The organism is Lysobacter sp. OAE881 (genome assembly GCF_040546665.1).
In the GTDB taxonomy this organism is placed as follows: Bacteria; Pseudomonadota; Gammaproteobacteria; order Xanthomonadales; family Xanthomonadaceae; genus Lysobacter_J; species Lysobacter_J soli.
This window is the reverse complement of the sequence record NZ_JBEPOG010000001.1, coordinates 1528990-1551865: the sequence shown is the minus strand read 5'-3', so window position 1 is coordinate 1551865 and position 22876 is coordinate 1528990. Positions and strand designations below refer to the sequence as shown.

The window sequence follows — 22876 nt, the reverse complement described above, 5'->3', positions numbered from 1 at the left end:
AGCGTCCTTACTGAACCTGATAGTTGGGCCGGTTTCCGGTCGGCGGAATCGACCCCGCGCCAGACAGTCCGTTGTTCTGCGCAACCTGTGCGGTTGCTTCTGCGGTGGCGGCCACCGAAGCCGCGTAATCCACGGCCTGCGCGGTGAATACGGTGTTGTTCGCCACCTGCTGCTGCGTCTCGGCGACCGTGGTCACCACTTGCGTGATGGACGGCCCCGCGGCACCGCCGACGCGGTTTCCCAGCTCGCGAAAGAAGCGATACCAGGCCTTCGTGAACTTGCCCGTCTTTGGGTCTAGCACAGGCGAGTCGTACGGAGGCAGCCAGTCGGTAACGCTGCGGCCAGAAACCCCACCAGACCACGCGGTAGGGGCTGCGGCCGATGCAAAGCCGACGCGAGTACTGCAATCGACGGCTGCCATCAGAACACCAGGCCCACCGACCACGTGTTGATCGTGTGGGTATCTGCCCCGCCATACGTACTCTCAACAATGCGTGAAACAACGCAGTCGGGAGCCGCTACCGCCGTGATGTCCACCGGCAGGCCGCCGAGGGTCGCGGCAACCTTGAAGGTGTTGGTCGTTACGTCACGCGCGTAGTAGATCGTGCCCTCAACAAGACCGGTCGGGATGACGCCGCCGTAGAACACCACCGTCTCGCCGTCCGAATAGCCGTGCGAGGGGACGCTGATGACATCCGTGGCAGGGTCGACCTGGAACTCCTTCGGACTGCCGCCGTTAGGCGAGTAGCCCTTGAAGACACCGCCGCCCCACAGACCGGCCCAGCGCACCGTGCCCGCTCCGACCGAGAAGTTCGTGACCGCGGAGACGGTACGAACGCCACCAGAAGACGCATTGAACGTGCACGCCTGCCGGGTGTATCCGCCGCCAGAGATCTCATTCGCCCCCGTAGCGCCAGGAAACGCGCTGTGCAGGCTCATGCTGTCCAGGCCGATCGCATCTAGCGCCTGATTGCGCGCAATCGTGGTCAGGCTCATCAGATGACCTGATAAGTAAAGGAGAACTGCACTGCCCGTGCACCTGCGCCGCTGGCAGTAAATTGGAACAAGGCGTCATCGGTAGCGATAACGGCTGAAATGCCCACTGCCGGGTACGTGCCGCTTCGATCAACCCCGGCGCCACCAAGGTTGCCGGTAGCCGTAAAGTTCGAAGCGATCGGCAGGCTCATGCGGAACTGCGTGTCGCCCGCGGCCGTGGCTGTGATCGTGCAGTTGCCTGACACCGTCACCACGTTTCCAACACGCAGGTACTGGAGCTGTAACGGGCTGGAACTGGACACGTTGACCGTGCCGGTGATCGTCGGCGTGTAGGTGCCAGAGGCGAGGCCAAGCGTCGTGCGGGCCGTGGCGGCGTCCGCGTCATCGAGGATCGTCAGCGCGAAGTCGGTAATCGGCTTTGCAACCAGATTCCCCGCGCTGGATCGCGCCGGGAACGTATTGGCTGCGAAGGTCACCTGCGCGACCGTGTCGGCTCCAGAGCCAACCGGAAGCGAGTTCGCCGCCCAGTTCTGGCCAGCCAGCGCAGTAAGCGTTGCGTCCGTGTCCTGCTTGCTCGAAGGCGCAATCGCACTCCAAGCCTGCAAGTCGGTGTCGAGCGTGGCCGTGAGCGTGATGTCGCCCTCTGCCGCGCTGGTGGTGAACGTCAGGCCCGTCGAACCGACCGCCGTCACGCCCGTGACCGTATTGGCCCAGATGGACGCGATGGGCAGCTTGACGGTGTTGTTGTCCTGTACCGCGGTAAGCAGCTCGGAGCCCGTAAGCGGCGTGCTCGCGGTGGGGTAGAAACCGGTCTTAGCCATTCGCAACGTCCGTGTTGTTCAAGTTGAAGCCGCGCCAGGCAATACGGACGGGCTCAGCGGTCCATAGGCGGTAGTAGCGCGTGCGCGCTTGGCCCATCCGGCGCCAGATCGCCCGATTTCTGAATTGGCCGATCTGCCCAAGCGGACGCTCATGCGCAGAACTCCAGTTCTGTCCACCGTCGTCAGACCATTGCAGCCACACCTTCGGATCGGCGCCGGGCTCGGACACGATGTCCGCCAGCAGCTGCTCGCCGCCCTCGTCCAGAAGGAAATCGCCGTCCTCATCGAGCAACGGATCGGTGAAGCTGACGCGCCCGCCGTTGCCCACGCCCATATCGGCAATCAGCTCGCCGAAGTGGTACTTGGACCACTTGTTCTCCGTATCCACCTGCGGCCATGTGCGCTCGCGATAGATCGGATCGCCGTCGTCCGTGTACGCCTCGATATCGAGCTTGTAGAGACGCCCGTCCTCGAAGTCCCCCAGCACATGCGTGCCGCGGTGGAAGGCGTGGGCGTTGCCACGGTGGCGCAACAGTTCGCCCGTCCCAGGCTCACGCCATGCGCGCTGCGCCCAGACGCCACTATTGATGTCGTAGGCCCAGGTGGCCTCGGCGAAGTTCAGGACGTAGAAGTGATGGCCGTCTTGCTGATACGTGTAGGCCGTCGCGTCTTCGGGATTGGCGTATCCCGCAATCGCCTGTTCGATCGCAAACGTGCTGATGCGGCGCGGCGTGTACCCCTCTGCCACATACACCACGCCATGCCCGCTGTCGTTGGCGCCTAGCCAGAAGACGCTGTTGTCTTCCTTGGCCGCCGAGTGCGGGGCCAGAATGCCCTGCTCGATGAAGGTGGTCCGGGTGAACGGGAGATCCGGGTCGCCCGACACAACCGCCACTTCGATGGAGTTCGTACCGAACAGCCACAGCTCGCGGTGGTCACACAGCGTGCGGATCGTCTTGTCGGGGCTGCCCTCGGCGGACGCGAAGTTCAGCGCATCGATCGTGGTCGAATTGAGGTTGGCCCACTGATAGGTGCCGTTGGTATTCGCACCGAGCAGGTAGTTGTCGATGAACGTGACATCGCTCATTTGCGGGCTATCGGTAATAGCCGCCATCGCCCCGGTGCTGAGGTTGGCCGAATGCCAGCCGTCCGGATGCGCCACCACCAGGCTCGTGCCGTTGTCGGCCATCTCGACCGGGCCAAAGAAGCTCGGGATCGTTCCGACCAGCACGCCCGCCCATGTGTCGCCAAAGCGGTACAGGGAGTTGCCGTACACGGCCCACAGGTAGCCGCCTGCGACGTGCATCGCGCGGCAACCGTGCTGGGTAAGCGTGGACAGGCGAGTCAGCCCGGGCGTGCCGTAGAACGCGCCAGGCTCGCCGCTTCCCGATTCGTTCGGCTCGACGTACAGGTTGATGCACGTTTGCGCGGCAAGCGGATGCGAGCGGAGCGTGTAGGCTCCGCCGAGGAAGTTGGAGCGCATTAGTAGCTGCCCGATTCAACGTTCCAGCCGTATCCCCAGCCGGTAGCGACCGGAAGCTCGCCCAAATCGCTCTTACCCGGCTGGAAATACTTCGCGCGCAAACGGCTCATGGAATCAGCGGCGCCCGCGGCTACCGTTGGCGGAATCTCCATGCCGTACTCGGGCATGATGCGCGCCGCAAGCTGGTAGGCCACCGCTTCGACATCGCCGTCGCCCATCGTGAGCGTGGATGCCTCATTGGCGACGGAGTAGTCGGGGATTCCGATGCCGGCGTCGTGCATCTCGGCAAGGATCGAGTTGAGGACGCTTAGCGCGTCCTGGATCGTCGCCGCGTCCGGCGTTTCGCTGGCAGCGATGATCGTCGCGAGGCGCAAGGCGCGCCGAACCAGAATCAGTGCGGTTGCCATCCTTGGCCCTCAGAAAAAGAAAGGGCGGGAGCCCGAAAGCCCCCGCCCAATGGGGTGCTGCTTAGTTGTTGTGGTAACGGCAGGCCAGCTGCGCGCGGAGCGTCTTGTAGCCGTACAGGACATCGATGCGGCACGGGAACTTGTCCGTGTTGATGTCGTACGCACGCACGATGCGCATGGAGATGCCGTCGTAGACCTCACGAGCAGCGAAGTCCACGCCGTCCGGCATCACCAGATCCGCCGTAGCGAACGCGAACGCGCCCTTCTGGAACGCCAGGCCGGTCTGCACCGCGGTCGAAGCCGTGCCGCCCCAGACAACCGCCTTGCCAGCGCCAGCACCAACGATGGTGATGTTCTGGAGGGCGCCCGAGGTGACCGGGGTGGGCGAGACGGTGATGTTGCCGGCACCGCCAGCGAACGCAGCGGTGACCACGAACTGCTGCAACTGGCCGGTGCTGACCTTCGTCTCCGGGTGGACCGCGAACACGCCAGCGATCGTGAACACGTCGCCAACGTTGGCCGCGCCCGTACCGGTCGTGACCGCGATCAGGTTCGATCCCGAGGTAATGCCAGTCGAGGTGTTGACGACGTAGGCACCGTCCGCGGCACCGCGGGTGTGCGACGGCAGGAGCGTGTTCTCGCCCCAGTCGAAACCAGCCGCACGGCCCACCATGCCTTCGCGGTACTGCTTGGCGATCGACGCGTCATCCTGGAACAGCGTCTTGGTGTCCTTGACCACGTCAGCCATCGCAGCCGGATCGAGCAGCATGGTGCGATTGCCGGCCGGAGCCAGGGCACGCTGAAGGATGACGCGAGTGTCCAGCGCCTTGTTGTACGTGGCCGCCGAACCGCCGTTCCACACGGACTGCGCAACGTCCTTGTACATGTTCAGGGCGTCGGCCTCGATGTTGGCCGCCAGAACCGCCATGGCCGGATCAAGAATGCGCTTGCTGAAGTCGTCCAGCGACATGGTCAGCTCCGCCGAGCTGAACGTCACGTCCACACCCTTCTGGGTGGAGACGGTGAGCGTGGTGCTCTGCTCGGTGGTGTCCTGCGTGGACAGGTTGGCGCCCGTGCGAACCGTGTACTGATTCGGCAGACGAACCTTCAGGGAATCGCCGATCTTGGCGCCCGACTTCGCGAACGAGTCGTCATAGTCGCGGGTGATGTTGCCGACGAAGTTCAGCTTCTGGTGCAGGATGCGCAGCGCCTCGCGGGTCACTGCACTGGGGGTAAGAATGCTATTGGGCATTGCTAGCGGCCTCCATGCCGCCTACGTGAATCAACGTTGAGAGTTACGCCACGCCATCCAGTCCTCGACGCTCATGCGTTCTGGATCTTTGGACGCGGCTGCTCCACCGCCAACGGTCGGAACCGGGGCCGGAGCATTGGTGACGGGTTTGGGTTTCGGAGCGGACAGGCGAGCTTCGAGGCGGGCCACATGAGCAATGCGCAGATGCGGTGGCATGGAAGCCAGCTGCACCACTTCGTCCAGATGCGTACCCAGGTGATGCACGACCTGTGGGCCGTGCTCGGAAGACATCAGTACTTCCGCCAACATCGGATCGTTACCGAGGATGCTGACGACGCTGTCTTCTGCCTCCGGATAATCCGGGTGTTCAGCGGCATACACCGCCGCCCGGGCCCTGATGCTGCTGGGCCAAGCTCTGGAACCGCGCTTGCTCTTGCTGCTGTGCCGATACCGAGCGTTCGGACTCGATCAGCTTCCGCGCTTCCTCGCGTGCGAGGTGAGCAATGAAAGCTTGCGGGTCCTGCTGCGGGTCCGGCGCTGGTTGACGGCTCTGCTGGACCTCTGCACGGAGCTGTTCAAGCTCCCGCTGGAATGCCTCAGCCTGCCGTCGCGCTTCGTACTTCTCGCGAGTCAGCTCATTGATGCGCTTCTGGACGAATCGGCCCTTTTCGTCGCGGGCCTGCTCTTCCTGCTGCTGCGCATCGGTTTCAACAGGGGCCGGGGTCTGCTGGGTTTCCTGCGCGCTTTCTACGGGCGCAGAGTCGGCCGTCGCGCCCGTCTGGGCGTTCTCAACATCACTCATGGTAGGCGTCAGTCCTTGACGATTAGCCCGGCTACCGGCCGGTGCGGTCCTTACGCAGCTTCGGAGGCGTCCTCAGACGCTTCCTTGGCCCGATTGCGCCGCTTGGGCGCGTGTCTGCTGCAACTCCCAGCGGAGGTGCATGACTTCCATTTCGGTCTTGCCCTGCTTGATCGCAGCGGCAAGGAGTTCGCGCTGGTTGTGGATCTCGGCGACCTGCGCATCCAATCCAGACTTGGCGCTATCCACCTTCGCCTTGTCCTGCATCAGCTCAGCGTGCACCTCGTCCAGCGCCGCCATGCGCTGCTGCACCTCGGCCATGCCCTGCTCAACCTGCTGGCGCGCCTGAATGATCTCGGGCGGCATGTCCTTACCCTGCGCCATTGCGGCCTGCACAGGCGGAGGCAGGAGCAGCTTGAGGCGTTCCGCAGCCTCTTCAGCCTTCGGGAAATCCATCGCGCCCACAATCAGGTCCGGCACGCCCGCGGCAATGGCAGGGTTGCCCTGTCCAAGGGCCGTCAGCGCATCGATGAACTCCATGCGCTGCGTGTCGTAGCTTGGGCCGGTGGTGACCGTAACGTCGTACTTGCCGGCGCTCAGGTCGGTAACGCCATCTCCCTTGTTGATCTCCACGATGTCCTCGGCGCCATCCTTGCCGAGTACGCGGATCGTGCGCGGCGTGTCGTACACCTTGGGCAGCGCAGCCAGGATGATCTCGCCCGTCGCCTGAATGCCGAACGCCAGCGAGTCCTGATAGTCGTACGTAGCGGTATCGCCCTCACGCTGCCTGGCAATGATGGCCTTGCCGCTGGTCTCGTTCGACTTGGCGCCAACCGACGCGTCATAGATGCCGTCGGAGGCCTTGAGCATGTCCACGCTGATCTGCGTGAGCATGGTGAAGGCCGCGGGCATGTCGGGCGGCGCTTCACGAACCGGACGGGCCTGCGGCGCCTGCGGATCAGGCGTGTACGGCAGATAGGGGGCATCGATCGCGTTGGCGCGATCCCACATTGCCTTGACCCCGTCGCCTTCCAGCATCTTGGGAGTGACGAGATACGGCGCCTTAGGCTGCTTGCTGACGACCTCCTGAGCCGTCGTCAGGTTGTAGTTCAGCAGCTTCTGGGGATCGCGACTGAAGCGGACCATGCCGCACCAGTGCCACTTACCCTCGATGAAGAAGCGGTTGGCGAAGATCGAGACGACTGGAATGCGGTCGAACACCGTGTCGTGCGGGCCTTCCAACTCCTCAGCACCCGACACGATCGACATGACCACCTTGTGGCCCTTGCACTGGCGCTCTCGGACTACCGAGATGCCTTCAGCCGCCATCTTCTGCGCGGCCTCCGGCGTGATGTCTGCCTGGTCAACCGATCGGCCATCAGACAGCAACAGGATCGTCTTGGTGACCGGCACCAGGCGCCAGTATTCGGCGATCCGGACGTGATCCTGCTGGAACCAATCCCCGTAGCGCTTGGCTGAGTCGAAATCGACGCACTCGGCCTTGGGGTAGCGCGCCTTGAACTCGTCGCGCGGGATCGACTCTTCCACGAAGCAATAGCGCTGGTCGCGAAGGTCCGGCTCCTTGGCGTCAGGGTCGTGCCACACCGACGTAAGCGGATCGGGGATCGGCTTGATGCGCAGATCCTGCTCCCACGCGTCGTCGCTGCTGTACTGCGTGACCACGCGCCACGAACCCATGCCGCCAGCGGTCACCAGCTCAAACGCACCGTCGTATGCGCGCTCTGCGTTGCTGGACGACTCAATGTTCCGGATCAGCCCCTGACGAAGCTCAGCGCCCTTCGCGTCACCGTCCTCGACGGCACGGACCTTGATCCCAGGGCGCGCCTTCTTCTGGTCATTGACCACCTGGCGCCAATGGCTGCGCAGGATCGGGAACTCGTAGCACGCGCGACCCTTGCGCGCCTTGCGCTGCTGCTCGTCCCACTGATAGCCGGGCACGGTGACGAAGCGAAGGTCATCCAGCGCGTTATCACGGTTCGTGCGGTCTGCCTCTACAGCGCGGTCGTACCGCTGCCGCATCTCCGCCATAGGGTCGGAGTTCTGGGCATCCTTGCCCTTCTTGCGTTGTTCCTTCACGCGAACTCCGAAGCGAAAGAGGATGTGTCGAACTTCACGGCAGGCCTATCCGTGGCCTTCTCCAACGCCATCGCTAGATAGCGGAATGCGTCTGCGCCGTGGCTCGCCCAGTCATGTAGAGGTGTGGGTTTGAACTGACCAAGCTTTTCGGCGTACTCGCGCCGGTAATTCATCAGTGCGTCCAGACCGTCCGCGCACTTCTTCTCGTCGAACCAGCAGCGGCTGAACATCATGCGGACCGCGTTGATGCCCTGCTCCACGTCCTCGCGGGGCAAGACCTCCATGCGGTAGCCCTGCTCTTCGGCCACCTGCGTCATGGTCACCGCTGACCAACGCTCACGCGCCTCCGCGTCATGCGGAACGAAGTGCCGGCCGTAGTCGTAGCCGCGCTGGCCCAGCACGCTCAGGTAATGCGTGACCGGCTGCCCGCGATTCGCGTAGTAGTCGATCAGATGGACCTCACGGCCCACCAGCTGCCAGAACCAGATGCAGGTGTCGTCGCCGACGCCCAAGTCCCACGCGGTATGCACCAGCGCGGCGCGGTCGTACGGCACGGCGGCGATGCGCCCGTCCGCCTTAACCTGCGCGATCTCAGCCGCGTAGATGGCGCCAAGCGCGGGCACGTCGAACGCGCACTCAAACTCCTGCGCGTACTGCTCAGGCGTCATCTGCCGGCGCGCGTCGTCCAGCTCGGACTGCAGGATGATCCCCGTCTCGGACGCCCGTAGCTCCTGGTAGAACCAATCCGGCGAGTCCTTCGCCATCTGCGCAAGCGCATGGAAATGGTTCTTACCCTTGGGCGTGCCAATGAAGCTGGCCCAACCCCGCCTGTCGGCAAGCAGGGGGCGGATGATCTCGCCCCACACCGTAGGCCGCATGTCGCCGTATTCGTCCAGCACCACGCCATCGAGGTACAGGCCGCGCAATGCGTCAGGGTTGTCCGCGCCGAACAGGCGAATCCGCGCGCCATTCACCAGCTCAACCGAAAGCTCAGACTCCATCGGAGGTTTCGCCTGAATCGGACGGCTGTACTGTTTCAGGTAGTCCCATGCAATCGCCTTGGCCTGCGCGTAGTAAGGCGCGAGGTAGGCGAAGCGAGGATTGGGCTTGCTACACGTGACGGCAGCTTTCACAAGCTCGTTGATCTCGCGAACCGTCTTGCCAAAGCGGCGATGCGCCACCGAACATGACCAGCGCTGCGTGCGTTCGTGGTAGGCGATGGACTGTGGCCGCGGCCTATAGTCGATCGTGATTACTTCAGCCACGTCACCGCGAACTCGATGGGGCCGCCTTCGTCGCCAGTGATGGCCTGAGCGGGCTTACCGAAGCCGCGGTCAAGCAGCGCCTGGGCCGCAGCGAGCGCAGTGCGCCGATCGTCTCCGCGAAGCAGTTCAAGCAGCTTGTCGATTGCCTCGGGGCCAGCCGCACGGGCAAGCGCCTTGATCTCGGCATCTTCCTTAGGGCGACCGCCCGGATTGCCGGATTGTCCCTTCTGGAAAGCCACTGTTAATCCTTGTTCTCAATCGCTAAGACGCCAGTCATAGGCATCAGGTATGGATACGTCGCGAGCGCCAACAAGCACCTCGCCGTTGCTCAGCGTCACAGTGTTCGTGATCGTGCCGCAGCCGTTGATGTTCACCAGCGCAGAGGCCAACGTGCCCGCCAGGTACTGCGATCCGAGCGTCAGGCCGCCACACACTTCCCAAGTCGAATCGCTCACGGTCGCGCCGCGAGATTCAGCCTCAGCGGCCCACTGGTTCTTCACCAGCCTGGTCTCGCCGCAGGTCGATATGATCGTCTTGAGCTGCATCAGCTGCCTCTAAAGAAGTCGGGCCATCCTTGGCCCCCGCGTCCTTGCGGTTAAAGATTGCGTCCCAGTTGGACGTGTACGTGTCCGCGCTCACCGAGAAGGGGCGCGGGGCTGAGCCTTTGCCGCTCACGAGCCGATGCCCAGTCCCAGGATGAAGCCAATCCCGAAGCCACCAGCAGTGGAGCCGCTGCTGCCATATCGGACCGCGCTGACCATCTCTTGGTGACGACGCTCAGCTATGGCCTCAACGCGACGCTTCTCGTCGCGGACACGCTTTGCTTCCCATGCGGCCGCCTGCATCTCGACCGGAAGCGCCTCAATGGCCTCTCGCTCAGCCTGCTCCTGCGCCCTATGGATATCGGCGTAATGCTTCATGGCAATTGCCGCTTCGGCGATACCGAACATCAGTTAACCGTCCTCTCTTCCGGAACCTCGTGCGCCTTCAGGATCTTCTTGCAGAACCACAGCACGTCCGCAGCGCCGTGGCAGCGGGCTACCACTACGCCGTCCACTAGCGTCAGGATCACCGCGGGGACGTCCAGCGCGTCGTACAGGTGCAGCAGATCGACCGCAGCGCCATCAGCCTCGGCGCGTACGTCAGTCATGGAGGGCGTCGATCTTGGCAGCGCAGCGGGTGTAGTCGTCGATCATCCGACCAGCCCAGATCTCCAGCTCGTCGTAAGTCGTGCCAGGATCAGAAATCGCTGGGCATCTCTCGGGCGCGGTTGGCCTCACGAGCTGCTTCCCGCACCCGCTCAGCAACCACGACAGGGCGATCGCACTTAGAAGGGTTCTCGCGAACGATCTCACGCACCTTCCCCTCGCTCTTCGGAAGCCTGTCCAGCGTCTTCTGCAATTTCTCGGCGCGCTTCTTGTCGTCCTGCTGCGCCGTCAGCACTTCGTCCAGCTTCTGAGCCGCGATCCGCTGCTCGGCGTTCGCCTTGCCCAGTCGGCCCGAAAGCGCGCCCATATACCAGCCGCTGGCAAACAGCACAGCCGCCAACACCAGCGCAATCGCTTCGCGGATACCCATCAGACACTCGCCAGGATCGCCCAAAGAGCTTTGCAGGCAACGTGCAGGCCCTGATCGGTATTGAACTCGATCCTGCCCAAGCACTTGAAATCATCAATCAGGAAGTGGCATACGACCTCGGCAAGGCCCAGCCACACGCTCCCTGTAATAAGGGCAACGAAGCCGCCGTGAATCATTGCGTGAGCGCCTAGCGCTTGCCACCACGGGATGCCCGGAATCGGAGCCGAGCGATTCTTCGCCTTCGCGAGGAAGTCGCCCTGAAGCGGGTAGTCCGCGAGCGCATGGCCCACGAGCAGCCAGAAGAGCATCAAGCAGCGCGCTCCCACTCGGCGTTGTACTTCTCGATGGCGGCGTGTGCCTCATCCGTCTCAATGAACAACTGGGCCCAAGCCGCCCACACAGCGCTCTCAAACTGCGCCGGAGTGCCGTGCTTCTCTGCCAACTCAGCTTTCGTCATGTCAGACACCGGCCGCCTTCCAGTCCGCCGCGGTAAATTTGATCGCGTAGCAGCCAGTGAGGCGCCAATAGGGCTGATCGCCCGGATACATCGCGCTCACCACGCCCACAATGCGGCCGTCCTCGTTCCACACCGCCGCGCCGCTATCGCCGAACCAGCCGAGCAGGTCCAGCGCCATTACGTCGCCATTCCAGCCAGCCACGCGGCCAACGCGCAGCAGATCCTTCAGGCCGTTCGGGTTGCCATGCACGAACACCACGTCGCCCTGCCCGGGCTTCCTGGCGCTTAGCCGGGCCCACGTAGTGAACGTCTTGTCGATCGTCACCAGCACATGGTCGGCGCCGTCATTGGCAACCACCTTCCACTTCACAGGGCGGTCGTTGAACCTGGCCTCGCCCGCCTCAGTCTTGAAGCAATGCGCAGCGCCCAGAATGGCTGCCTTGCTGATCGCCGTACCGCTGCACACGCTTCCGCTCGGGAAGTCGATGCGGACCACGTAGGCCTTGGCCTCGCTGTAGTCCGGCAGGGAGGCGCAACTGCACCCTCCTACGAGAAGGAGGATCAGTAGCGCCCAAGTCTTCATCTCTTACACCTTCGCGTCGCGCTCGTCCCAGCCGCAGGGGATGTCATGCCTGGCCCCGAACACCTCTCGCACCAGCGCCTCATGTCTCTCGATCTGGCGGATATGCCACGCAGGCCGCGGAAATACAGCGACCCCGGACGGGTGCTCTGGGCATGGGTCATCTGTGGAATTGCAGGTGCACGCTGAACGTGCGGCCGCGACTTCCTTGCGCCGCTCATTGGAATCTCGCTTTGCACGGAAATACAGCTCCGCGACCAGCGCCACCCCCTCGCCTACCATAGGGCAACGCATCACCGCGCCCCGAACATCATCATCAGGAAGCCGCTCCAGTCCTGCCAAGTGGCATAGCCACCCCAGACCAGCGCGCCGCCGATCAAGGCCACCAGCGCGATTACCTTGGCTTTGGTCTTGTCCATCACAGCCCTCGCTCGCACAGAGCGCGTTCGTCAGCACGACGGAGGACAAGGCCCTTGAAGACCCTGCCCTTTGAATACTTCCACTTGCTCAGCTCGGCACATGCGGCAGGCCAGTTGTGGGCCAGCGCGTAGCCCTGTAGCGTCGAACCACACACGACCTTCGGGCCAATATTGAACACGGCGCTCGTGAGCGCAGCCTCGGCACCCAGCGGCTTAACGCCCGGGATGCACTTGTTCACGTAGTAGTTCGCCTCGCGCATGTCCTCGTCGAGGAACGCGTCGCACTGCGCCTTCGTGTACTTCTGCCCCATCTTCACTTCCGGCCCAGTGTGGCCGTAGCAGACGGTCGGGATGCCCACCGGGTCGAGGTACGTTTCGTACTTCAACCCTTCCCACTTCATGACGACGGACGCAGCGAGAGCCAGCACGGCTGCTAACCCTGCGCCTACCGCCTTCTTGCTCACGCCCGCTTCGCCCTAAAGCCCTTGTAGGCCTTCCAAATCTTCTCGCCCAGCAACCACGCGGTATAGGCACACGCCAGAATTGACGCCACCGTGCCCCAGTCCACCCCAGCAACTACGCCGGCCAAGTAGCCAGCAGGCGGGATCGTCTTCACCGCTTCCAATGCAGCATCGCTTCGCACTTCGTCCTTCCCCTGGTTGACGCAGTGCGTCCGTGTCTGGCGGAAGGTTGAGGAGTCGAACCCCTGCGGTTTCCCGCACCACGGTTTTCAAGACCGCTCGCCAGCCCAACGCAGCGGAACCTTCCAGTTTTGGCGGAAGTGGCAGGATTCGAACCTGCGGCCCCTTTCGGAACTACGGCTTAGCAAGCCGCCGCCTTCGGCCTCTCGGCCACACTTCCAAATAGGTCCCGGCGATCACCCCGGGATGTCCGGCGCGCTTTCGCGATTACCGGGTCTTCGAGGCTGCTGTTTCGCGGGAGGCCGGATGGTGGCCGCGGTACTCGGCAGCAAACTCTGTCACTTCTTACGACGCTTCGCCCTCGGCTCCACGCGCATCACATCCACCGGGGCGGAGGTGTACGTGCAGACCGAAGCCGCCGCGTGTACCGCCTCCTCCGCGCTCGCCTGGAAGTGGCGCATAGCGCAGATGGCAGCCTGCATGCCGGAACCGATCGCGACCGGCCCCAGCTCTTCAACCATCGTCCAGTGCTTGTCCGACACCGTGACCACACGGCCGTCGCCCCAAGCGATCAGCAGCGAACTGTTCGGGATCTTGGGCGGCTTGCCCTTCATCCCCTTGATGATCCAGTCCGCGGCCTTCGTGATCTCGTTGGCCGTGCCGCAGCCGCCCATCACGCCGCCACAAGGCAGGCGCCAGAGCTTGTGGCAGCGGGTCTTGTTTCCGCCCCATGTCGCCTGCGTGTCGCCCGCCATCTCACCCGTGCGAGGGTCAAACGCGATCGTGGTCATTCGTCGCCGAACCCCAGCGCCGCGGCCTTGATCTCCTGAGCGTAGATCTCAGCCAGGCAGCCGAGCGCCAGCGCATTCCCGGCGCACCAGATCTCGTGATCTTCGCCATCCATCAGGATGAACACGCCTTCAGCCTCGCCGGCCTTGGCCTTAGCCAGCGCCGCCTCTAGCGCCTCGATGATGCGCGCGTCAGGCTCGGGCTTACCCCCTCCATCTATGACTTTGGGGGTGAAGGCCATGGCGTCCTCTATAGAGAACCCGGCGCCCTCTAGCGGGTCATCCGGGCCGGGGCAAAATCTTCCCCGTCACTATCCTTATGACACAGGTTCGGAAGGCGCTGCGCTCGTAAGGGGAAAGTCCGCTGAATCGAGAGCCGCACGAAAACGGATGATCGTCGCGCGCGAGGGGCGAACCCCCTGTGTCGTGGCGTAGCTGTAAGGCCAGTTCCCCACCCAGAACTCCCTCCCATTCAAGGTCGCCTCGTATGGGTTCAGGCGCTGAGGCAGACACCCCTGATCGAGGCTGTTGTTTACGAAGCGGTCCAGGCCCTTTGAATACGGATCAATCATGATCCAGTAAGGCGGCAAGAGACCGCGGAGAAAGTTGATCATGAATCCCTCGCAATGCGATGCGCCCAGCGCAGGGAATCCTCGTACTGCCACTGGGCCAGCAGCAGCGCGCCTGCAACGAAGTCCCGGATGCGCTTGTACGCGTCCCGGTCACAGTTCAGTTCATCCGCCCGGGCAGCGACGGCCGGCACCTTCTCAGCGCCAAAGATCGCCATGCACAGCCCGTCCAGCGCCGCCTGCTTGCCCCACGCGCTGTCATAACTCGGCACGTATTCGCGCGCCCTCTTCCGCAGCCGCGGCTTCATCCTGGCGATCGTCTCGGCCAGTCCAATCGCCCAGTCCTGAAGCTCCACGACGAAGCGCTCCGTGCCGCTGACCATCGTCAGCCAGACCTTGTAGCCTGGGTGTCCGTCAGGCAGGCAGGAGGTAGCTAGCGACAGGCGCCACAGGGCGCCCTCGGGCAATGCGCGGCGAGTGAAGCCGGCGTAGTAGCTGCGCAGGTCGCTGCCCTTGATGGCGTAATCGGCCGTAACTTCGATGGCTTCAGCGACGGTCATGCGAGATGGCTCCAGTCCCGATCCGGATACCGGCTCGTCATGTATGCGGAAAGTTCTTCGCCGCCATAGGTGCGGCTCATGTAACGCAGCGTCAGGAACATGTCCTCGAAGTCGCCGCCATTTCGGACATCGTTCAGCACGACCACTCCGCGCCACTCGGCCTTGCCTTGCGGGCCACGGTATCCCTCCGTACCCAAGTAACAACTGCCGGCGACGATCCCGTGAATGGTCCGGCCATTTGGCAGGTCGCGATTGCCGTACTTTCTGCCCTGTTCGTGCCCGGCCACAAAGCTAAAGCCGAGCTTGTTCAGGCGGTTGTCGATCGTCCCGCCGATCGGCCGCGGACTGTGCGCGGTCTTCCAGTAGTGGCAGTACCAGACAGAATCGACCTCTATTGGCTGCTCGAACGGCACCCGCTCCCACCCAAACTCTTCCACCTTGCAAAGGTGTGTGCCGACAACCCCGAGAAACCTTGCGTCCTCTTTCGGCAGGCGTGCAATGCGAGCTTCGTGGTTGCCCTCGCAGAAGATCATCCGAGGCTTCCAAGCGCGCTTCTTGTTCTTCTCTAGCCGTGCCGTCTCCGCATGAATCGGCCCGACGAGACGAGCCATAGCAGCTTCCCCCGCCTCAATGTCAGCCTTAATGCGCGCGCCTTCCTTCTCGATGCCTCCTGCGGGCGAATAGGACGACAGGCTTGGGAAGTCCCAGAAATCGCCAATGCAGACGATCACGTCCGGTTTGCGGCGCACGATGTCCTGCGCGATCCAGTCCAAGTGATCGACAACGTCACCGGGCCGCACCTGTACGTCCGGGATCACGTAGTGCCGGCGTGGCTGACTCATTCCGCCGTCCCGCCGTAGCTGATCGCCTCGCCTGCCTTGAGGCCGAGATCGTCGTCAGCGTCACGCTGTACGAATGGCGGGACATGTGCCGTAACTGTGCCTCCGATGCGTTCGGATACCACCTCATGCACAGCTGCCAGCGCCGTCATAAGCTCGCTCTCTCGGGCCGAGTTGATAGCCAACCGATCCAGCACTACCTCGCACTGCGCCAGCGCACGCCAAGCCGCCTTCACGTCGTGCAGGATGCCGTCTGTGTCCTCAGTGCCCGACTGCATCGCGTGGCGGACCATGCAGTCCTGGTGATCGGCCGAAACCTCACGGTTCCAGTGCAGCGGCGTACCGGGGCCGTAGTGCTGGATATTCCCAGCAAGGCTCAGCCGTGCCAGCGCGACCATCGTCTTCGGGAAGTACATCAGCACGCCCGAGAACACGGGCGCGGCTTTGCGTTCGGCTGCGTCGATGGGGAGGATGCTCACAGCTTGGCCTCCTCAGCAAGGAGCCACGCGGCAAGATCGGCCATCGTGCTGAAGACATAGGTGTCGGCAGGCGGCTGATAGTCGCCGGCTCGCGTTCCGGGCCTGACGAAGAAGCCATTAGCGACACGAACTACCGTGAACTCATACTTGGTTGGAGACTCGTTCACTGCCCAGATTCCCTTTGATCTGGGCTTGCATCTTCCGCGCTTAAGCGGAAGAGGTGGCGGCAACAAACTTCCGATTTATTGCCGCTTTTCTCCAGTTGCGGATCGTGCGCTTGCTCTTGCCGAATCGACGAGCGAGGTCGCCAGTCTTGATTTCCAAGTTCAGCAGCAGTTGATCGCGCTTGCCGTCCGCGATGCTGTTGATGGCGGCCATCTCCAGCGGCTGGATGTGCGGCTCCAAGTCAGCCCGGCACGCTCCTGCGTCAACTAGATCCTCAATCGCCTTCCGCACAATCTCGTCCACGCGTGCGTAGCTCATAGATCACCCGATGTGTTCACGCACAACCAAGAAGAAGCCCTCGGGGTAGAGGGTCTGTGTGTACTGGAGATCGCGACTCCACTGATGTCCAGACGCCCACGCCTGCGGCATAGGGATCACGAACCGCCACCCGGCCCGCGTGATCTTGTACGCAAGGCACGGAATCGCCCCGCGCTTATCCGCCGCAGCCACCGCCTGATGCCACCAGGCTTTCAGGTTCAGCGTGGCGCAGTTTTTCACTTCCAGGCTGTAGCCGCCGACTAGCTGCTCGATGTCCGCCAGTTGAGACTGCTGATACTGCTTTAGTAGCCTGTTGTACTCGCCGCCGAGGTTGTCGCGCAGCAGCGCGCAAATCTCGCGCTCACCCCTTGCGCCCTTGTCCCTGCTCTTGCGGCCGCTCATGTGTCACCTCCAAACCTGATCCACAACGCCCTTATGCGGTCCGCAGCTGACATAGCCTGCATAACAGCCTTCCCTGTAGATGCGGACGTCCGGCGCATCTTCAGTTGCAGCCAAATTGGTCCGCTGTAGCCGTGCTTGTTTGCCAAGGCGGTGGCAATGCGAAGGTTTCGCTCAGCTTCGTACAAGTGGCCCAGAATCCGGCGCATGTCGCCTCCAACGCTCATGCTGCTGCTCCTAGACTCGCAACCAAATTCGCCGCCGGCTCACACAACCGGAAATCCCGAAGCACGTAGTCCAGCGCCTTGTCTGAGTCGGGGCGGGTGTCTACGGGCAGGCCGAACCGCTCGCGGTTATCGGTCTTGTGCCTTCCGATGTGCGTCTCGCGCCCTACTCCAAGCTTGTAGGCGCGCTGCTGCACGCTCATTCGCGTACGGCCCTCCAGTGCACACGCGGACCAGCCTCCGCCCGGATACGCCTCGCGAATACGATCGTCCTCGGCCACGGTCCACGGCTTGTGCCGGCGCACTCCGCGCTCCTTGTTGAAGCACTGCCTGCACAGGCTCCGCGGGTGGCCGTTCCCGCGGATGTAGTAGCCGGACAGCGGCTTCGTGATGCCGCACACGCGGCAGGTTTGGTTATCCATTGCTCAAGTACCCGCAAATCTTCTTGTCCAGGTTCCATACGCCATCGCGAACGGCCTGCTCCCAAGTGTCCGCCGCGTGCATCCATTGGCTGCCGTGCTTCTCTTCCCATGCCGGCCAGTTCTCATGCAGCTTGTCGTGGCACGGGTCACAGAGCGGAATTGCGAGGCAATCTGAAACGCGCGCCTGGCTGAAACGCTGGCCTATTGGGTGATGGGCTTGCTGCTGACCGTGCACGCCGCAGCCGCAGCAAGGGAGAGCCCTGACGTAATCCAGGTACTCAGGATGCTTCAGCGATGGGCGGCGCTGGCCGTAGTTGAGGATTCCCATTAGGCAGCCTCCGCAACTTCGATCAGGCTGCGGGCTTCGAGGAAGGCTTGGACGAACTCCGCCGCGACCTGCGGGACGATCGCATTGCGGGCGGCATCAGTTCCCTCCACACAGCGGGGTAGCGCATCATCCACAGCTCGAAAGCAGTCGAGTGCACGCGGCCAAGGGGCGTTCCACGGAATGGATTGCTCGATCCGCCCCACTCGTCCAGCCGCCCGGCTACGTGGTTCCTGCCGTGGTTGCTGGTCCCACTCGGCGTCGGCAACGAACCAGAGCCGGTCGCGTCTATGGGGAGCGTCGACGGCTGACGCTTGCAGTACCGCAGCCCCGAAGGCGTAACCGAGTCCTTCCAAATCACTCGCGACTCGATCGAGCCAGCCTTTCCTAACCGCTCCTTCAACCTGCTCTCCAAAGACGACTGAAGGTCGGCACTGCGCGATGAGATGCTGCCAGGCGGGCCATAGATGCCGCTCGTCCTCAAACCCAATTCCTTTACCTGCCGCGCTGAAAGGCTGGCAAGGGCAGCTGCCAGTCCAGACGCGCTGATCGTCCGGCCATCCGGCAAGACGAAGGGCGTAAGCCCATCCTCCGATGCCCGCGAAGAAGTGATGCTGGTGATACCCGCGAAGGTCGTCGGGTCGGACATCCTCGATGCTCCTTTCGTCCACGTCGCCGGCAGGGATGTGTCCGGCCTTGATGAGTTCGCGCAGCCATGCAGCGGCGTGCGGGTCCAGTTCGTTGTAGTAAGCAGTCATTTCTTTACCCTGTAATTCCTGGCGTGCATACGCAGACAGGCGCGACACTGCCTTGAACCCGTTGGGTGGATATAGAGGTTCTCTCCGCTCAATGAGTGGCCGCGCTTGCAGTGTGTCTTTCTGGCGTTTACGCCCATCACGGCATCGCTTCTGGCGATGTTCTGCCTGTGCGTCACAGCGCGCAGGTGAGTAGGGTTTATGCACGACCGCGTTGAACACTTATGGTCTATCTCCAGCCCGACTGGAATCGGCCCAACATGAAGCCGGTAAGAGACGCGGTGGGCTTGCTCAGGGCGGTGCCCATTCCAAAATTGCCCATATCCGTTTCGGTACATGGATCCAATCCATAGCCAGCATCCAGAATTGGGCTCCGGGACAGATTTGGCCTCTAGACGCTGGACTATCGTTTTGTTCGGCTTAGCGCTCACTTACTTCCGCCTCCGCCCAAAGTGGTACGCGTTGTGTGCTCTTTGCACTCCGCCGCCGAACTCGCCTCCAACACGATCTCCGACGGCTTGCCGATTCGGACGAGCCAGTACAACGTCAGCTCGCCGCGGTTGAACTTCACGATGGTCCATCGCTTGTCCTCTGATTCGAGGCAGTTGGTGTTGATCTGGCGCCAGTTCACTTAGAACCGGTCCTCCGCCAGATCGGAGAACCGCATGGTTTCCGGGAAGAACTTGAGCCGCTTGAAGCCGGTTGGCCCGTGGCGGTTCTTCTCGATCAAGATTTCGGCGATGCCCTTGTCCGGCGAGTCGCGGTTGTAGACCTCGTCCCGGTAGAGCATCAGGATCTGGTCGGCTTCGCGCGTCAGTTCGTCGCTGTTCGCCAGGTCGCCTGCATTCGGGCGCTTGTCGTTGCGCGCCTCTACGGCAGCCTTCACCTGCGCCAGCGTGATGACCGGCACCTGGAGCGAGCGGGCAAGGTTCTTGAGGCCCCGGGCGATCGCCGCGACTTCCTCGATGCGGTCAGCACCGGGCACCGTGATGCGCTGGGCGTAGTCGATGAAGAGCGCGCCGATCTTGTGCGAGTGCTGCCACTTGCGGGCGACACCGACCAGCTCGTCCAGCGTTACGGCGCTGCGGTCGTAGATCCAGATTGGGCGATCACGAACCTCAACTACGCCTTGCTGGAGCTTCAGCCAGCCATCGTCCTCAATCTGCCCGGCGCGGATGCTGGCGGCGCCCACAGCGGAGGCCAGCGCGAGGCGGCGGATGCCAAGCTGGTTCGCCGGCTGCTCCGCGCTGATGATCCCGGTCGGGATGCCAGACGCTGCGCAGGCTTCCGCGAGGCCCAGCATCAGCGCCGTCTTACCCATCGCCGGGCGCGCGCCGATGATCGTCAGGTCGGAGTCGTGCCAGCCGCCCAGAATCTCATCCAGTGCGAACAGGCCTGTCGTGATGCCGGGCAGCTTGCCGCCGTTCTGGTACGCCTTCTCGGCCTGCTGCCACGCGATCTGCAACGCCTGCCGGCCCGTGAACTCGCACTCGGTCACGGTGGCATTCAGGGCCAGTAGCGCGCCGATGGCCTCGTCCACCGCGCCAGCCTCGTTCGAGCGCACGCCAGCCTGGAGACGCTGGGCGATAGTGCCCGCCTCGCGACGGCGCCAGTTCTCGCGAACGATGCCCGCGTAGTCCGGAACCATGGCCGCGCTGAAGGTGTTGTTCACCAGCGACCAGATTTCCTCAGCGTCGTCCGGCAGCGCCTCAGCGATGGTCACCGAGTCGGCTGGCTCGCCATCACCAATGCGCTGGCGGATAGCGGCCCACAGGCGCTTACGGAACGCGCTGGTGAAGTGGTCCTCGGACAGCAGCGGCGCCACTTCGTGGAACGCCTCGTTGCGCAGCATGACGCCGCCCAGCACGGCCTCTTCGGCGAAGGTCGGGGTATGCATCAGCGCTTGCTCCCAAGTTCAGGACGGCCGCCGCCAGGTACGTAGCTAGAAGCACTAGGCGCAGCGAGCTTTGCCCAGTTGTCTCGGATGGCGCCCATGAACGCCTCGTCCCAGTCGGCGTACTCGTAGCCTCGAGCCTTGGCGGCTCCGATGAAGTGCTCGAGACGCTGCTCGAGCTGGCCGTGCCCCTTCTCTGCCGCCCAGCGACGGACACGATCAGAGATCCCGAAGCCATCAGGGATACGCGTCTTGCGTGTTTTCGAACGCTTCGTCTCTGCTCCAAGAGAAGGAGATAGAGAAGGAGATAGAGATAGGGGGCTAGCAAGCCCCTTGGGAGCCCCCTCTAAGCCCCCTTCTGAACTTTGCAATGCCCCTTGCAAGGGGGCTTCAAGGGGGCTTGAAGGGGGCTTAGCAAGTTCGTACGCGTCGGCGTAGCGCTCGAGAAATGCGGCACTGATCGAGGGACTAGCGATGGTGGTGACCTGTCGGCGAATGCCATCGCCGCGGCGGTCACCAGGCTTCAGGGTTTCGCCAATCTGATGGGCGGCCATTTCGATAACGAACATGGTCTCGGTGTCCTCGTCGTACAGGCAGAAGCCCACGGCGATGCACTTCTCGAGCCCCTTGTTGGCCCCCTCGAGCGGCAGGCCGGTTTCGTGGCAGAGGTACAGCTTCGGGAGGTGATAGACCCCGATCATGTTCGAGTGCGGACAAGTCATCAGGTACATGGCGACGATCTGCGCCTCTGGATGCCCGCGCAGTTCCTTTCCGGTTTTCCCGGTCCAGAACATTGGTGAAACCTTGCCGAAGTCCCGCATCGCCCTACCCCTCTACTTCCGTTCCCACTCACAAAGCCGCTCCAGAACTCGCTCTGCGGCCTTCTCTTCGTACTCGTGATCCCGCTTGTTCCGTTCCGACAGGTGCCGCTCCAGAGCGCGCCTGATGCGCTCCGTTTCGGCGTCGGATGGGGGCTGCCAGGGGATCAAGACTTGCGCTCCACGCGGAACCAAGACCACGCGCTGTTAGCCATCCAGCGGCGGCCAAGGCGATCGGTGTAGTAGTTGACGGATTTGCCGCTAACCACATCCCTGAAGGCGAAGCCATCACGGCGCATCGGACGTCCGCCAGTGAGCCGTGAGAAGAAGTCAGACACACTCCACCTCCCCCGCCTTGAGGCGGTCCATTAGCTCGGTGTAGGAGTATTCGCCGGAGCGGTGGCCGGAGGGGAGGATCGGTTCGAGCTGGTCCGGAGAGGCAATGATCTGCGTGTTCTCCACATGCAACGGGCCGGCCGCCACACTCAGTCCATATCCGTCCCACTCAAAGCCGTCCCTGTTGCGCCTTCCGCGAATCAGCGGAGTACGGATTACGGCCTCTACTCCAAGCAGTTGCGGATAGACATACGTCCGAACAATTCGGACCCGCTGTCCTACGTAAAAGTTAGACATGACCCAACTCCAACTGCGGTTGACGGTTACGCCGCTGCTCGGCTCGGGCCATCTCGGCGGCGCGTAGACAATCGAGGTGCACTACCTCGTCATGCGTCATGGGAGGCAGCCGACCATCGGCCGCGGCCTTTGCCATGAGGAATCTCGGATCACTGCCAATCGCAGGATCGGTTGCGGCGATGTCGTCGAGGGTCTGGCGGAGGTGGCGGTTCATGCGGCCACCGGCATGTAGTAGTCGGGCACGAAGCGCATGCCAGCCATGCTCCCGGCGTACAGCCACACGTCACTGACGCCGTAGGCCCGCGAAGCGCGGACGAGCGTGCTCGGGTCGGACACCATCCCGACTGAGCCGCGCTCGATTCGACCAAGCTGGGCCACAGAGATGCCGAGTTCGGCCGCGGCGTCCTTCCTGCTGAGTCCACTGTGCTCGCGGGCCTGGCGCATGCGACGGCCGAAGTTGTCGCCCTCAGTGCGGCCAGCAAGGGTTGAGTCGATCTTCTTCATGCAGCCTCCAGCTCGGCCACGCGGGCTTCCAGACGGGCCATCTTTTCTTCGGGGGATTCGATGCGCGGCACCATGTCCATGCCGCAGTTGTGGGCGACCCACTGCTGCCAGCCCCAGTTCTTCACCGCGTAAGCGAAGTTCAGGGCCAGATCCGCGGGCATGTGGGCGTTGCCCGCGACGATTCGGGAAAGCTGCGCCGGCTCCATGCCGATATCCCCCGCCACTTGCCGCTGCGACTTCTTGCCGTACCGGATGGCCAGCAAAACGGCCTCGCCGGAAGTGCGGCACAGGGACACCAAATGCGCCGGAACCCGCGTCACAGCGGCTACGGGACCAATCAGTGCTAACTCGCGTTGCGTCATGTCGATTCGTGTTGACGGTTGGGTGTG

Annotated in this window: 39 protein-coding genes and 2 tRNA genes; all 41 read right to left on the bottom strand. The window is 63.1% G+C overall.

Going from position 1 to position 22876, the window contains the following annotated elements:
• Positions 1-7: 7 nt before the first annotated feature.
• On the bottom strand, positions 8-421 hold the full coding sequence (locus ABIE51_RS07340) for a hypothetical protein (protein WP_192630239.1): 414 nt from the start codon (positions 419-421) through the stop codon (positions 8-10).
• A complete protein-coding gene (locus tag ABIE51_RS07335; RefSeq protein ID WP_192630238.1) occupies positions 421-996 on the bottom strand; it encodes a phage tail fiber protein in 576 nt (191 codons plus the stop codon). The genes ABIE51_RS07340 and ABIE51_RS07335 overlap by 1 nt, the downstream gene beginning before the upstream one ends.
• Complete coding sequence (locus ABIE51_RS07330) at positions 996-1817, bottom strand: hypothetical protein (protein ID WP_192630237.1); 822 nt, start codon at positions 1815-1817, stop codon at positions 996-998. Before ABIE51_RS07330 ends, ABIE51_RS07335 begins: the two co-directional genes overlap by 1 nt.
• Positions 1810-3300, bottom strand: coding sequence for a packaged DNA stabilization protein (locus tag ABIE51_RS07325; protein WP_192630236.1), 1491 nt, complete (start codon positions 3298-3300; stop codon positions 1810-1812). The genes ABIE51_RS07330 and ABIE51_RS07325 overlap by 8 nt, the downstream gene beginning before the upstream one ends.
• Positions 3300-3707, bottom strand: a complete 408-nt coding sequence (locus tag ABIE51_RS07320; protein ID WP_192630235.1) for a packaged DNA stabilization gp4 family protein — start codon at positions 3705-3707, stop codon at positions 3300-3302. Before ABIE51_RS07320 ends, ABIE51_RS07325 begins: the two co-directional genes overlap by 1 nt.
• Before the next feature lie 61 nt (positions 3708-3768).
• The gene (locus tag ABIE51_RS07315; protein WP_502913262.1) at positions 3769-4929 is read right to left on the bottom strand and encodes a P22 phage major capsid protein family protein; all 1161 of its coding nucleotides are present in this window, start codon (positions 4927-4929) and stop codon (positions 3769-3771) included.
• Between the two features lie 60 nt (positions 4930-4989).
• Positions 4990-5340, bottom strand: a complete 351-nt coding sequence (locus ABIE51_RS07310; protein WP_354503741.1) for a hypothetical protein — start codon at positions 5338-5340, stop codon at positions 4990-4992.
• Entirely contained in the window at positions 5327-5761 is a 435-nt protein-coding gene (locus ABIE51_RS07305; protein WP_354503739.1) for a hypothetical protein, read from the bottom strand. Before ABIE51_RS07305 ends, ABIE51_RS07310 begins: the two co-directional genes overlap by 14 nt.
• A gap of 72 nt (positions 5762-5833) precedes the next feature.
• Positions 5834-7855: a portal protein gene (locus tag ABIE51_RS07300; protein WP_354503737.1), complete on the bottom strand. Its 2022-nt coding sequence runs from the start codon at positions 7853-7855 to the stop codon at positions 5834-5836.
• The gene (locus tag ABIE51_RS07295) at positions 7852-9120 is read right to left on the bottom strand and encodes a terminase large subunit domain-containing protein (RefSeq protein WP_192630231.1); all 1269 of its coding nucleotides are present in this window, start codon (positions 9118-9120) and stop codon (positions 7852-7854) included. The genes ABIE51_RS07300 and ABIE51_RS07295 overlap by 4 nt, the downstream gene beginning before the upstream one ends.
• Positions 9108-9359: a DUF5681 domain-containing protein gene (locus tag ABIE51_RS07290; RefSeq protein WP_192630230.1), complete on the bottom strand. Its 252-nt coding sequence runs from the start codon at positions 9357-9359 to the stop codon at positions 9108-9110. Before ABIE51_RS07290 ends, ABIE51_RS07295 begins: the two co-directional genes overlap by 13 nt.
• 15 nt (positions 9360-9374) lie before the next feature.
• Positions 9375-9665: a hypothetical protein gene (locus ABIE51_RS07285; protein WP_192630229.1), complete on the bottom strand. Its 291-nt coding sequence runs from the start codon at positions 9663-9665 to the stop codon at positions 9375-9377.
• Positions 9666-9791: 126 nt separating this feature from the next.
• Complete coding sequence (locus ABIE51_RS07280; protein ID WP_192630228.1) at positions 9792-10070, bottom strand: hypothetical protein; 279 nt, start codon at positions 10068-10070, stop codon at positions 9792-9794.
• Positions 10070-10270 carry a hypothetical protein gene (locus tag ABIE51_RS07275; protein ID WP_192630227.1) on the bottom strand — a complete coding sequence of 67 codons (201 nt, stop codon included), beginning with the start codon at positions 10268-10270 and terminating at the stop codon, positions 10070-10072. Before ABIE51_RS07275 ends, ABIE51_RS07280 begins: the two co-directional genes overlap by 1 nt.
• A gap of 89 nt (positions 10271-10359) precedes the next feature.
• Complete coding sequence (locus tag ABIE51_RS07270) at positions 10360-10698, bottom strand: hypothetical protein (RefSeq protein ID WP_192630226.1); 339 nt, start codon at positions 10696-10698, stop codon at positions 10360-10362.
• Entirely contained in the window at positions 10698-11006 is a 309-nt protein-coding gene (locus ABIE51_RS07265) for a DUF3307 domain-containing protein (RefSeq protein ID WP_192630225.1), read from the bottom strand. Before ABIE51_RS07265 ends, ABIE51_RS07270 begins: the two co-directional genes overlap by 1 nt.
• Positions 11006-11155 (bottom strand): hypothetical protein, encoded by a 150-nt coding sequence (locus tag ABIE51_RS07260; RefSeq protein WP_192630224.1) that lies wholly within the window; start codon positions 11153-11155, stop codon positions 11006-11008. The genes ABIE51_RS07265 and ABIE51_RS07260 overlap by 1 nt, the downstream gene beginning before the upstream one ends.
• 1 nt (position 11156) lies before the next feature.
• Positions 11157-11738 carry a trypsin-like serine peptidase gene (locus tag ABIE51_RS07255; RefSeq protein ID WP_192630223.1) on the bottom strand — a complete coding sequence of 194 codons (582 nt, stop codon included), beginning with the start codon at positions 11736-11738 and terminating at the stop codon, positions 11157-11159.
• Between the two features lie 290 nt (positions 11739-12028).
• Positions 12029-12154: a hypothetical protein gene (locus ABIE51_RS07250; RefSeq protein ID WP_354503733.1), complete on the bottom strand. Its 126-nt coding sequence runs from the start codon at positions 12152-12154 to the stop codon at positions 12029-12031.
• The gene (locus ABIE51_RS07245; protein ID WP_354503731.1) at positions 12154-12582 is read right to left on the bottom strand and encodes a lysozyme; all 429 of its coding nucleotides are present in this window, start codon (positions 12580-12582) and stop codon (positions 12154-12156) included. The genes ABIE51_RS07250 and ABIE51_RS07245 overlap by 1 nt, the downstream gene beginning before the upstream one ends.
• Before the next feature lie 252 nt (positions 12583-12834).
• Positions 12835-12922, bottom strand: a tRNA-Ser gene (locus ABIE51_RS07240).
• 5 nt (positions 12923-12927) lie between these two features.
• Positions 12928-13015 (bottom strand) — tRNA-Ser (locus ABIE51_RS07235).
• A gap of 118 nt (positions 13016-13133) precedes the next feature.
• Entirely contained in the window at positions 13134-13586 is a 453-nt protein-coding gene (locus ABIE51_RS07230; protein ID WP_192630222.1) for a hypothetical protein, read from the bottom strand.
• Positions 13583-13825, bottom strand: coding sequence for a hypothetical protein (locus ABIE51_RS07225; protein WP_192630221.1), 243 nt, complete (start codon positions 13823-13825; stop codon positions 13583-13585). Before ABIE51_RS07225 ends, ABIE51_RS07230 begins: the two co-directional genes overlap by 4 nt.
• A 368-nt stretch (positions 13826-14193) precedes the next feature.
• On the bottom strand, positions 14194-14712 hold the full coding sequence (locus ABIE51_RS07220; protein WP_192630220.1) for a hypothetical protein: 519 nt from the start codon (positions 14710-14712) through the stop codon (positions 14194-14196).
• Complete coding sequence (locus ABIE51_RS07215) at positions 14709-15554, bottom strand: metallophosphoesterase (protein WP_192630219.1); 846 nt, start codon at positions 15552-15554, stop codon at positions 14709-14711. The genes ABIE51_RS07220 and ABIE51_RS07215 overlap by 4 nt, the downstream gene beginning before the upstream one ends.
• Positions 15551-16030 carry a hypothetical protein gene (locus ABIE51_RS07210; RefSeq protein WP_192630218.1) on the bottom strand — a complete coding sequence of 160 codons (480 nt, stop codon included), beginning with the start codon at positions 16028-16030 and terminating at the stop codon, positions 15551-15553. Before ABIE51_RS07210 ends, ABIE51_RS07215 begins: the two co-directional genes overlap by 4 nt.
• Positions 16027-16197 carry a hypothetical protein gene (locus tag ABIE51_RS07205; protein ID WP_192630217.1) on the bottom strand — a complete coding sequence of 57 codons (171 nt, stop codon included), beginning with the start codon at positions 16195-16197 and terminating at the stop codon, positions 16027-16029. The genes ABIE51_RS07210 and ABIE51_RS07205 overlap by 4 nt, the downstream gene beginning before the upstream one ends.
• Positions 16198-16237: 40 nt before the next feature.
• Positions 16238-16498 (bottom strand): hypothetical protein, encoded by a 261-nt coding sequence (locus ABIE51_RS07200; RefSeq protein ID WP_192630216.1) that lies wholly within the window; start codon positions 16496-16498, stop codon positions 16238-16240.
• 18 nt (positions 16499-16516) lie between these two features.
• Positions 16517-16915 (bottom strand): putative PDDEXK endonuclease, encoded by a 399-nt coding sequence (locus ABIE51_RS07195; protein ID WP_192630215.1) that lies wholly within the window; start codon positions 16913-16915, stop codon positions 16517-16519.
• 220 nt (positions 16916-17135) lie between these two features.
• Positions 17136-17558, bottom strand: a complete 423-nt coding sequence (locus ABIE51_RS07190) for an SANT/Myb-like DNA-binding domain-containing protein (RefSeq protein ID WP_192630214.1) — start codon at positions 17556-17558, stop codon at positions 17136-17138.
• A complete protein-coding gene (locus tag ABIE51_RS07185; protein WP_192630213.1) occupies positions 17551-17886 on the bottom strand; it encodes a DUF968 domain-containing protein in 336 nt (111 codons plus the stop codon). Before ABIE51_RS07185 ends, ABIE51_RS07190 begins: the two co-directional genes overlap by 8 nt.
• A complete protein-coding gene (locus ABIE51_RS07180) occupies positions 17886-18641 on the bottom strand; it encodes a DNA cytosine methyltransferase (RefSeq protein ID WP_192630212.1) in 756 nt (251 codons plus the stop codon). Before ABIE51_RS07180 ends, ABIE51_RS07185 begins: the two co-directional genes overlap by 1 nt.
• Positions 18638-18976, bottom strand: coding sequence for an HNH endonuclease signature motif containing protein (locus tag ABIE51_RS07175; RefSeq protein WP_192630211.1), 339 nt, complete (start codon positions 18974-18976; stop codon positions 18638-18640). The genes ABIE51_RS07180 and ABIE51_RS07175 overlap by 4 nt, the downstream gene beginning before the upstream one ends.
• 89 nt (positions 18977-19065) lie before the next feature.
• Positions 19066-19269 carry a hypothetical protein gene (locus ABIE51_RS07170; protein ID WP_192630210.1) on the bottom strand — a complete coding sequence of 68 codons (204 nt, stop codon included), beginning with the start codon at positions 19267-19269 and terminating at the stop codon, positions 19066-19068.
• Entirely contained in the window at positions 19270-20535 is a 1266-nt protein-coding gene (locus ABIE51_RS07165) for a replicative DNA helicase (protein ID WP_192630209.1), read from the bottom strand.
• Positions 20535-21353: a hypothetical protein gene (locus tag ABIE51_RS07160; RefSeq protein WP_354503726.1), complete on the bottom strand. Its 819-nt coding sequence runs from the start codon at positions 21351-21353 to the stop codon at positions 20535-20537. Before ABIE51_RS07160 ends, ABIE51_RS07165 begins: the two co-directional genes overlap by 1 nt.
• A 327-nt stretch (positions 21354-21680) precedes the next feature.
• Entirely contained in the window at positions 21681-21983 is a 303-nt protein-coding gene (locus ABIE51_RS07155) for a hypothetical protein (RefSeq protein WP_192630207.1), read from the bottom strand.
• Positions 21976-22197: a hypothetical protein gene (locus tag ABIE51_RS07150; protein WP_192630206.1), complete on the bottom strand. Its 222-nt coding sequence runs from the start codon at positions 22195-22197 to the stop codon at positions 21976-21978. Before ABIE51_RS07150 ends, ABIE51_RS07155 begins: the two co-directional genes overlap by 8 nt.
• A complete protein-coding gene (locus tag ABIE51_RS07145; protein WP_192630205.1) occupies positions 22194-22487 on the bottom strand; it encodes a helix-turn-helix domain-containing protein in 294 nt (97 codons plus the stop codon). Before ABIE51_RS07145 ends, ABIE51_RS07150 begins: the two co-directional genes overlap by 4 nt.
• Positions 22484-22849, bottom strand: coding sequence for a hypothetical protein (locus ABIE51_RS07140; RefSeq protein ID WP_192630204.1), 366 nt, complete (start codon positions 22847-22849; stop codon positions 22484-22486). The genes ABIE51_RS07145 and ABIE51_RS07140 overlap by 4 nt, the downstream gene beginning before the upstream one ends.
• Positions 22850-22876: the final 27 nt, after the last annotated feature.

What these genes read in the sequence shown, in the direction of transcription:
- ABIE51_RS07270 (WP_192630226.1), bottom strand. Translation starts at nt 10,698, where the DNA reads ATGGGTATCCGCGAAGCGATTGCGCTGGTGTTGGCGGCTGTGCTGTTT.
- ABIE51_RS07260 (WP_192630224.1), bottom strand. Translation starts at nt 11,155, where the DNA reads ATGACGAAAGCTGAGTTGGCAGAGAAGCACGGCACTCCGGCGCAGTTT.
- ABIE51_RS07215 (WP_192630219.1), bottom strand. Translation starts at nt 15,554, where the DNA reads ATGAGTCAGCCACGCCGGCACTACGTGATCCCGGACGTACAGGTGCGG.
- ABIE51_RS07325 (WP_192630236.1), bottom strand. Translation starts at nt 3,300, where the DNA reads ATGCGCTCCAACTTCCTCGGCGGAGCCTACACGCTCCGCTCGCATCCG.
- ABIE51_RS07335 (WP_192630238.1), bottom strand. Translation starts at nt 996, where the DNA reads ATGAGCCTGACCACGATTGCGCGCAATCAGGCGCTAGATGCGATCGGC.
- ABIE51_RS07265 (WP_192630225.1), bottom strand. Translation starts at nt 11,006, where the DNA reads ATGCTCTTCTGGCTGCTCGTGGGCCATGCGCTCGCGGACTACCCGCTT.
- ABIE51_RS07175 (WP_192630211.1), bottom strand. Translation starts at nt 18,976, where the DNA reads ATGTACCGAAACGGATATGGGCAATTTTGGAATGGGCACCGCCCTGAG.
- ABIE51_RS07165 (WP_192630209.1), bottom strand. Translation starts at nt 20,535, where the DNA reads ATGCATACCCCGACCTTCGCCGAAGAGGCCGTGCTGGGCGGCGTCATG.
- ABIE51_RS07185 (WP_192630213.1), bottom strand. Translation starts at nt 17,886, where the DNA reads ATGGGAATCCTCAACTACGGCCAGCGCCGCCCATCGCTGAAGCATCCT.
- ABIE51_RS07250 (WP_354503733.1), bottom strand. Translation starts at nt 12,154, where the DNA reads ATGGACAAGACCAAAGCCAAGGTAATCGCGCTGGTGGCCTTGATCGGC.
- ABIE51_RS07160 (WP_354503726.1), bottom strand. Translation starts at nt 21,353, where the DNA reads ATGCGGGACTTCGGCAAGGTTTCACCAATGTTCTGGACCGGGAAAACC.
- ABIE51_RS07220 (WP_192630220.1), bottom strand. Translation starts at nt 14,712, where the DNA reads ATGACCGTCGCTGAAGCCATCGAAGTTACGGCCGATTACGCCATCAAG.
- ABIE51_RS07145 (WP_192630205.1), bottom strand. Translation starts at nt 22,487, where the DNA reads ATGAAGAAGATCGACTCAACCCTTGCTGGCCGCACTGAGGGCGACAAC.
- ABIE51_RS07140 (WP_192630204.1), bottom strand. Translation starts at nt 22,849, where the DNA reads ATGACGCAACGCGAGTTAGCACTGATTGGTCCCGTAGCCGCTGTGACG.
- ABIE51_RS07255 (WP_192630223.1), bottom strand. Translation starts at nt 11,738, where the DNA reads ATGAAGACTTGGGCGCTACTGATCCTCCTTCTCGTAGGAGGGTGCAGT.
- ABIE51_RS07195 (WP_192630215.1), bottom strand. Translation starts at nt 16,915, where the DNA reads ATGAGCGGCCGCAAGAGCAGGGACAAGGGCGCAAGGGGTGAGCGCGAG.
- ABIE51_RS07150 (WP_192630206.1), bottom strand. Translation starts at nt 22,197, where the DNA reads ATGAACCGCCACCTCCGCCAGACCCTCGACGACATCGCCGCAACCGAT.
- ABIE51_RS07155 (WP_192630207.1), bottom strand. Translation starts at nt 21,983, where the DNA reads ATGTCTAACTTTTACGTAGGACAGCGGGTCCGAATTGTTCGGACGTAT.
- ABIE51_RS07275 (WP_192630227.1), bottom strand. Translation starts at nt 10,270, where the DNA reads ATGACTGACGTACGCGCCGAGGCTGATGGCGCTGCGGTCGATCTGCTG.
- ABIE51_RS07225 (WP_192630221.1), bottom strand. Translation starts at nt 13,825, where the DNA reads ATGGCCTTCACCCCCAAAGTCATAGATGGAGGGGGTAAGCCCGAGCCT.
- ABIE51_RS07285 (WP_192630229.1), bottom strand. Translation starts at nt 9,665, where the DNA reads ATGCAGCTCAAGACGATCATATCGACCTGCGGCGAGACCAGGCTGGTG.
- ABIE51_RS07330 (WP_192630237.1), bottom strand. Translation starts at nt 1,817, where the DNA reads ATGGCTAAGACCGGTTTCTACCCCACCGCGAGCACGCCGCTTACGGGC.
- ABIE51_RS07320 (WP_192630235.1), bottom strand. Translation starts at nt 3,707, where the DNA reads ATGGCAACCGCACTGATTCTGGTTCGGCGCGCCTTGCGCCTCGCGACG.
- ABIE51_RS07340 (WP_192630239.1), bottom strand. Translation starts at nt 421, where the DNA reads ATGGCAGCCGTCGATTGCAGTACTCGCGTCGGCTTTGCATCGGCCGCA.
- ABIE51_RS07180 (WP_192630212.1), bottom strand. Translation starts at nt 18,641, where the DNA reads ATGACTGCTTACTACAACGAACTGGACCCGCACGCCGCTGCATGGCTG.
- ABIE51_RS07190 (WP_192630214.1), bottom strand. Translation starts at nt 17,558, where the DNA reads ATGGATAACCAAACCTGCCGCGTGTGCGGCATCACGAAGCCGCTGTCC.
- ABIE51_RS07230 (WP_192630222.1), bottom strand. Translation starts at nt 13,586, where the DNA reads ATGACCACGATCGCGTTTGACCCTCGCACGGGTGAGATGGCGGGCGAC.
- ABIE51_RS07280 (WP_192630228.1), bottom strand. Translation starts at nt 10,070, where the DNA reads ATGTTCGGTATCGCCGAAGCGGCAATTGCCATGAAGCATTACGCCGAT.
- ABIE51_RS07305 (WP_354503739.1), bottom strand. Translation starts at nt 5,761, where the DNA reads ATGAGTGATGTTGAGAACGCCCAGACGGGCGCGACGGCCGACTCTGCG.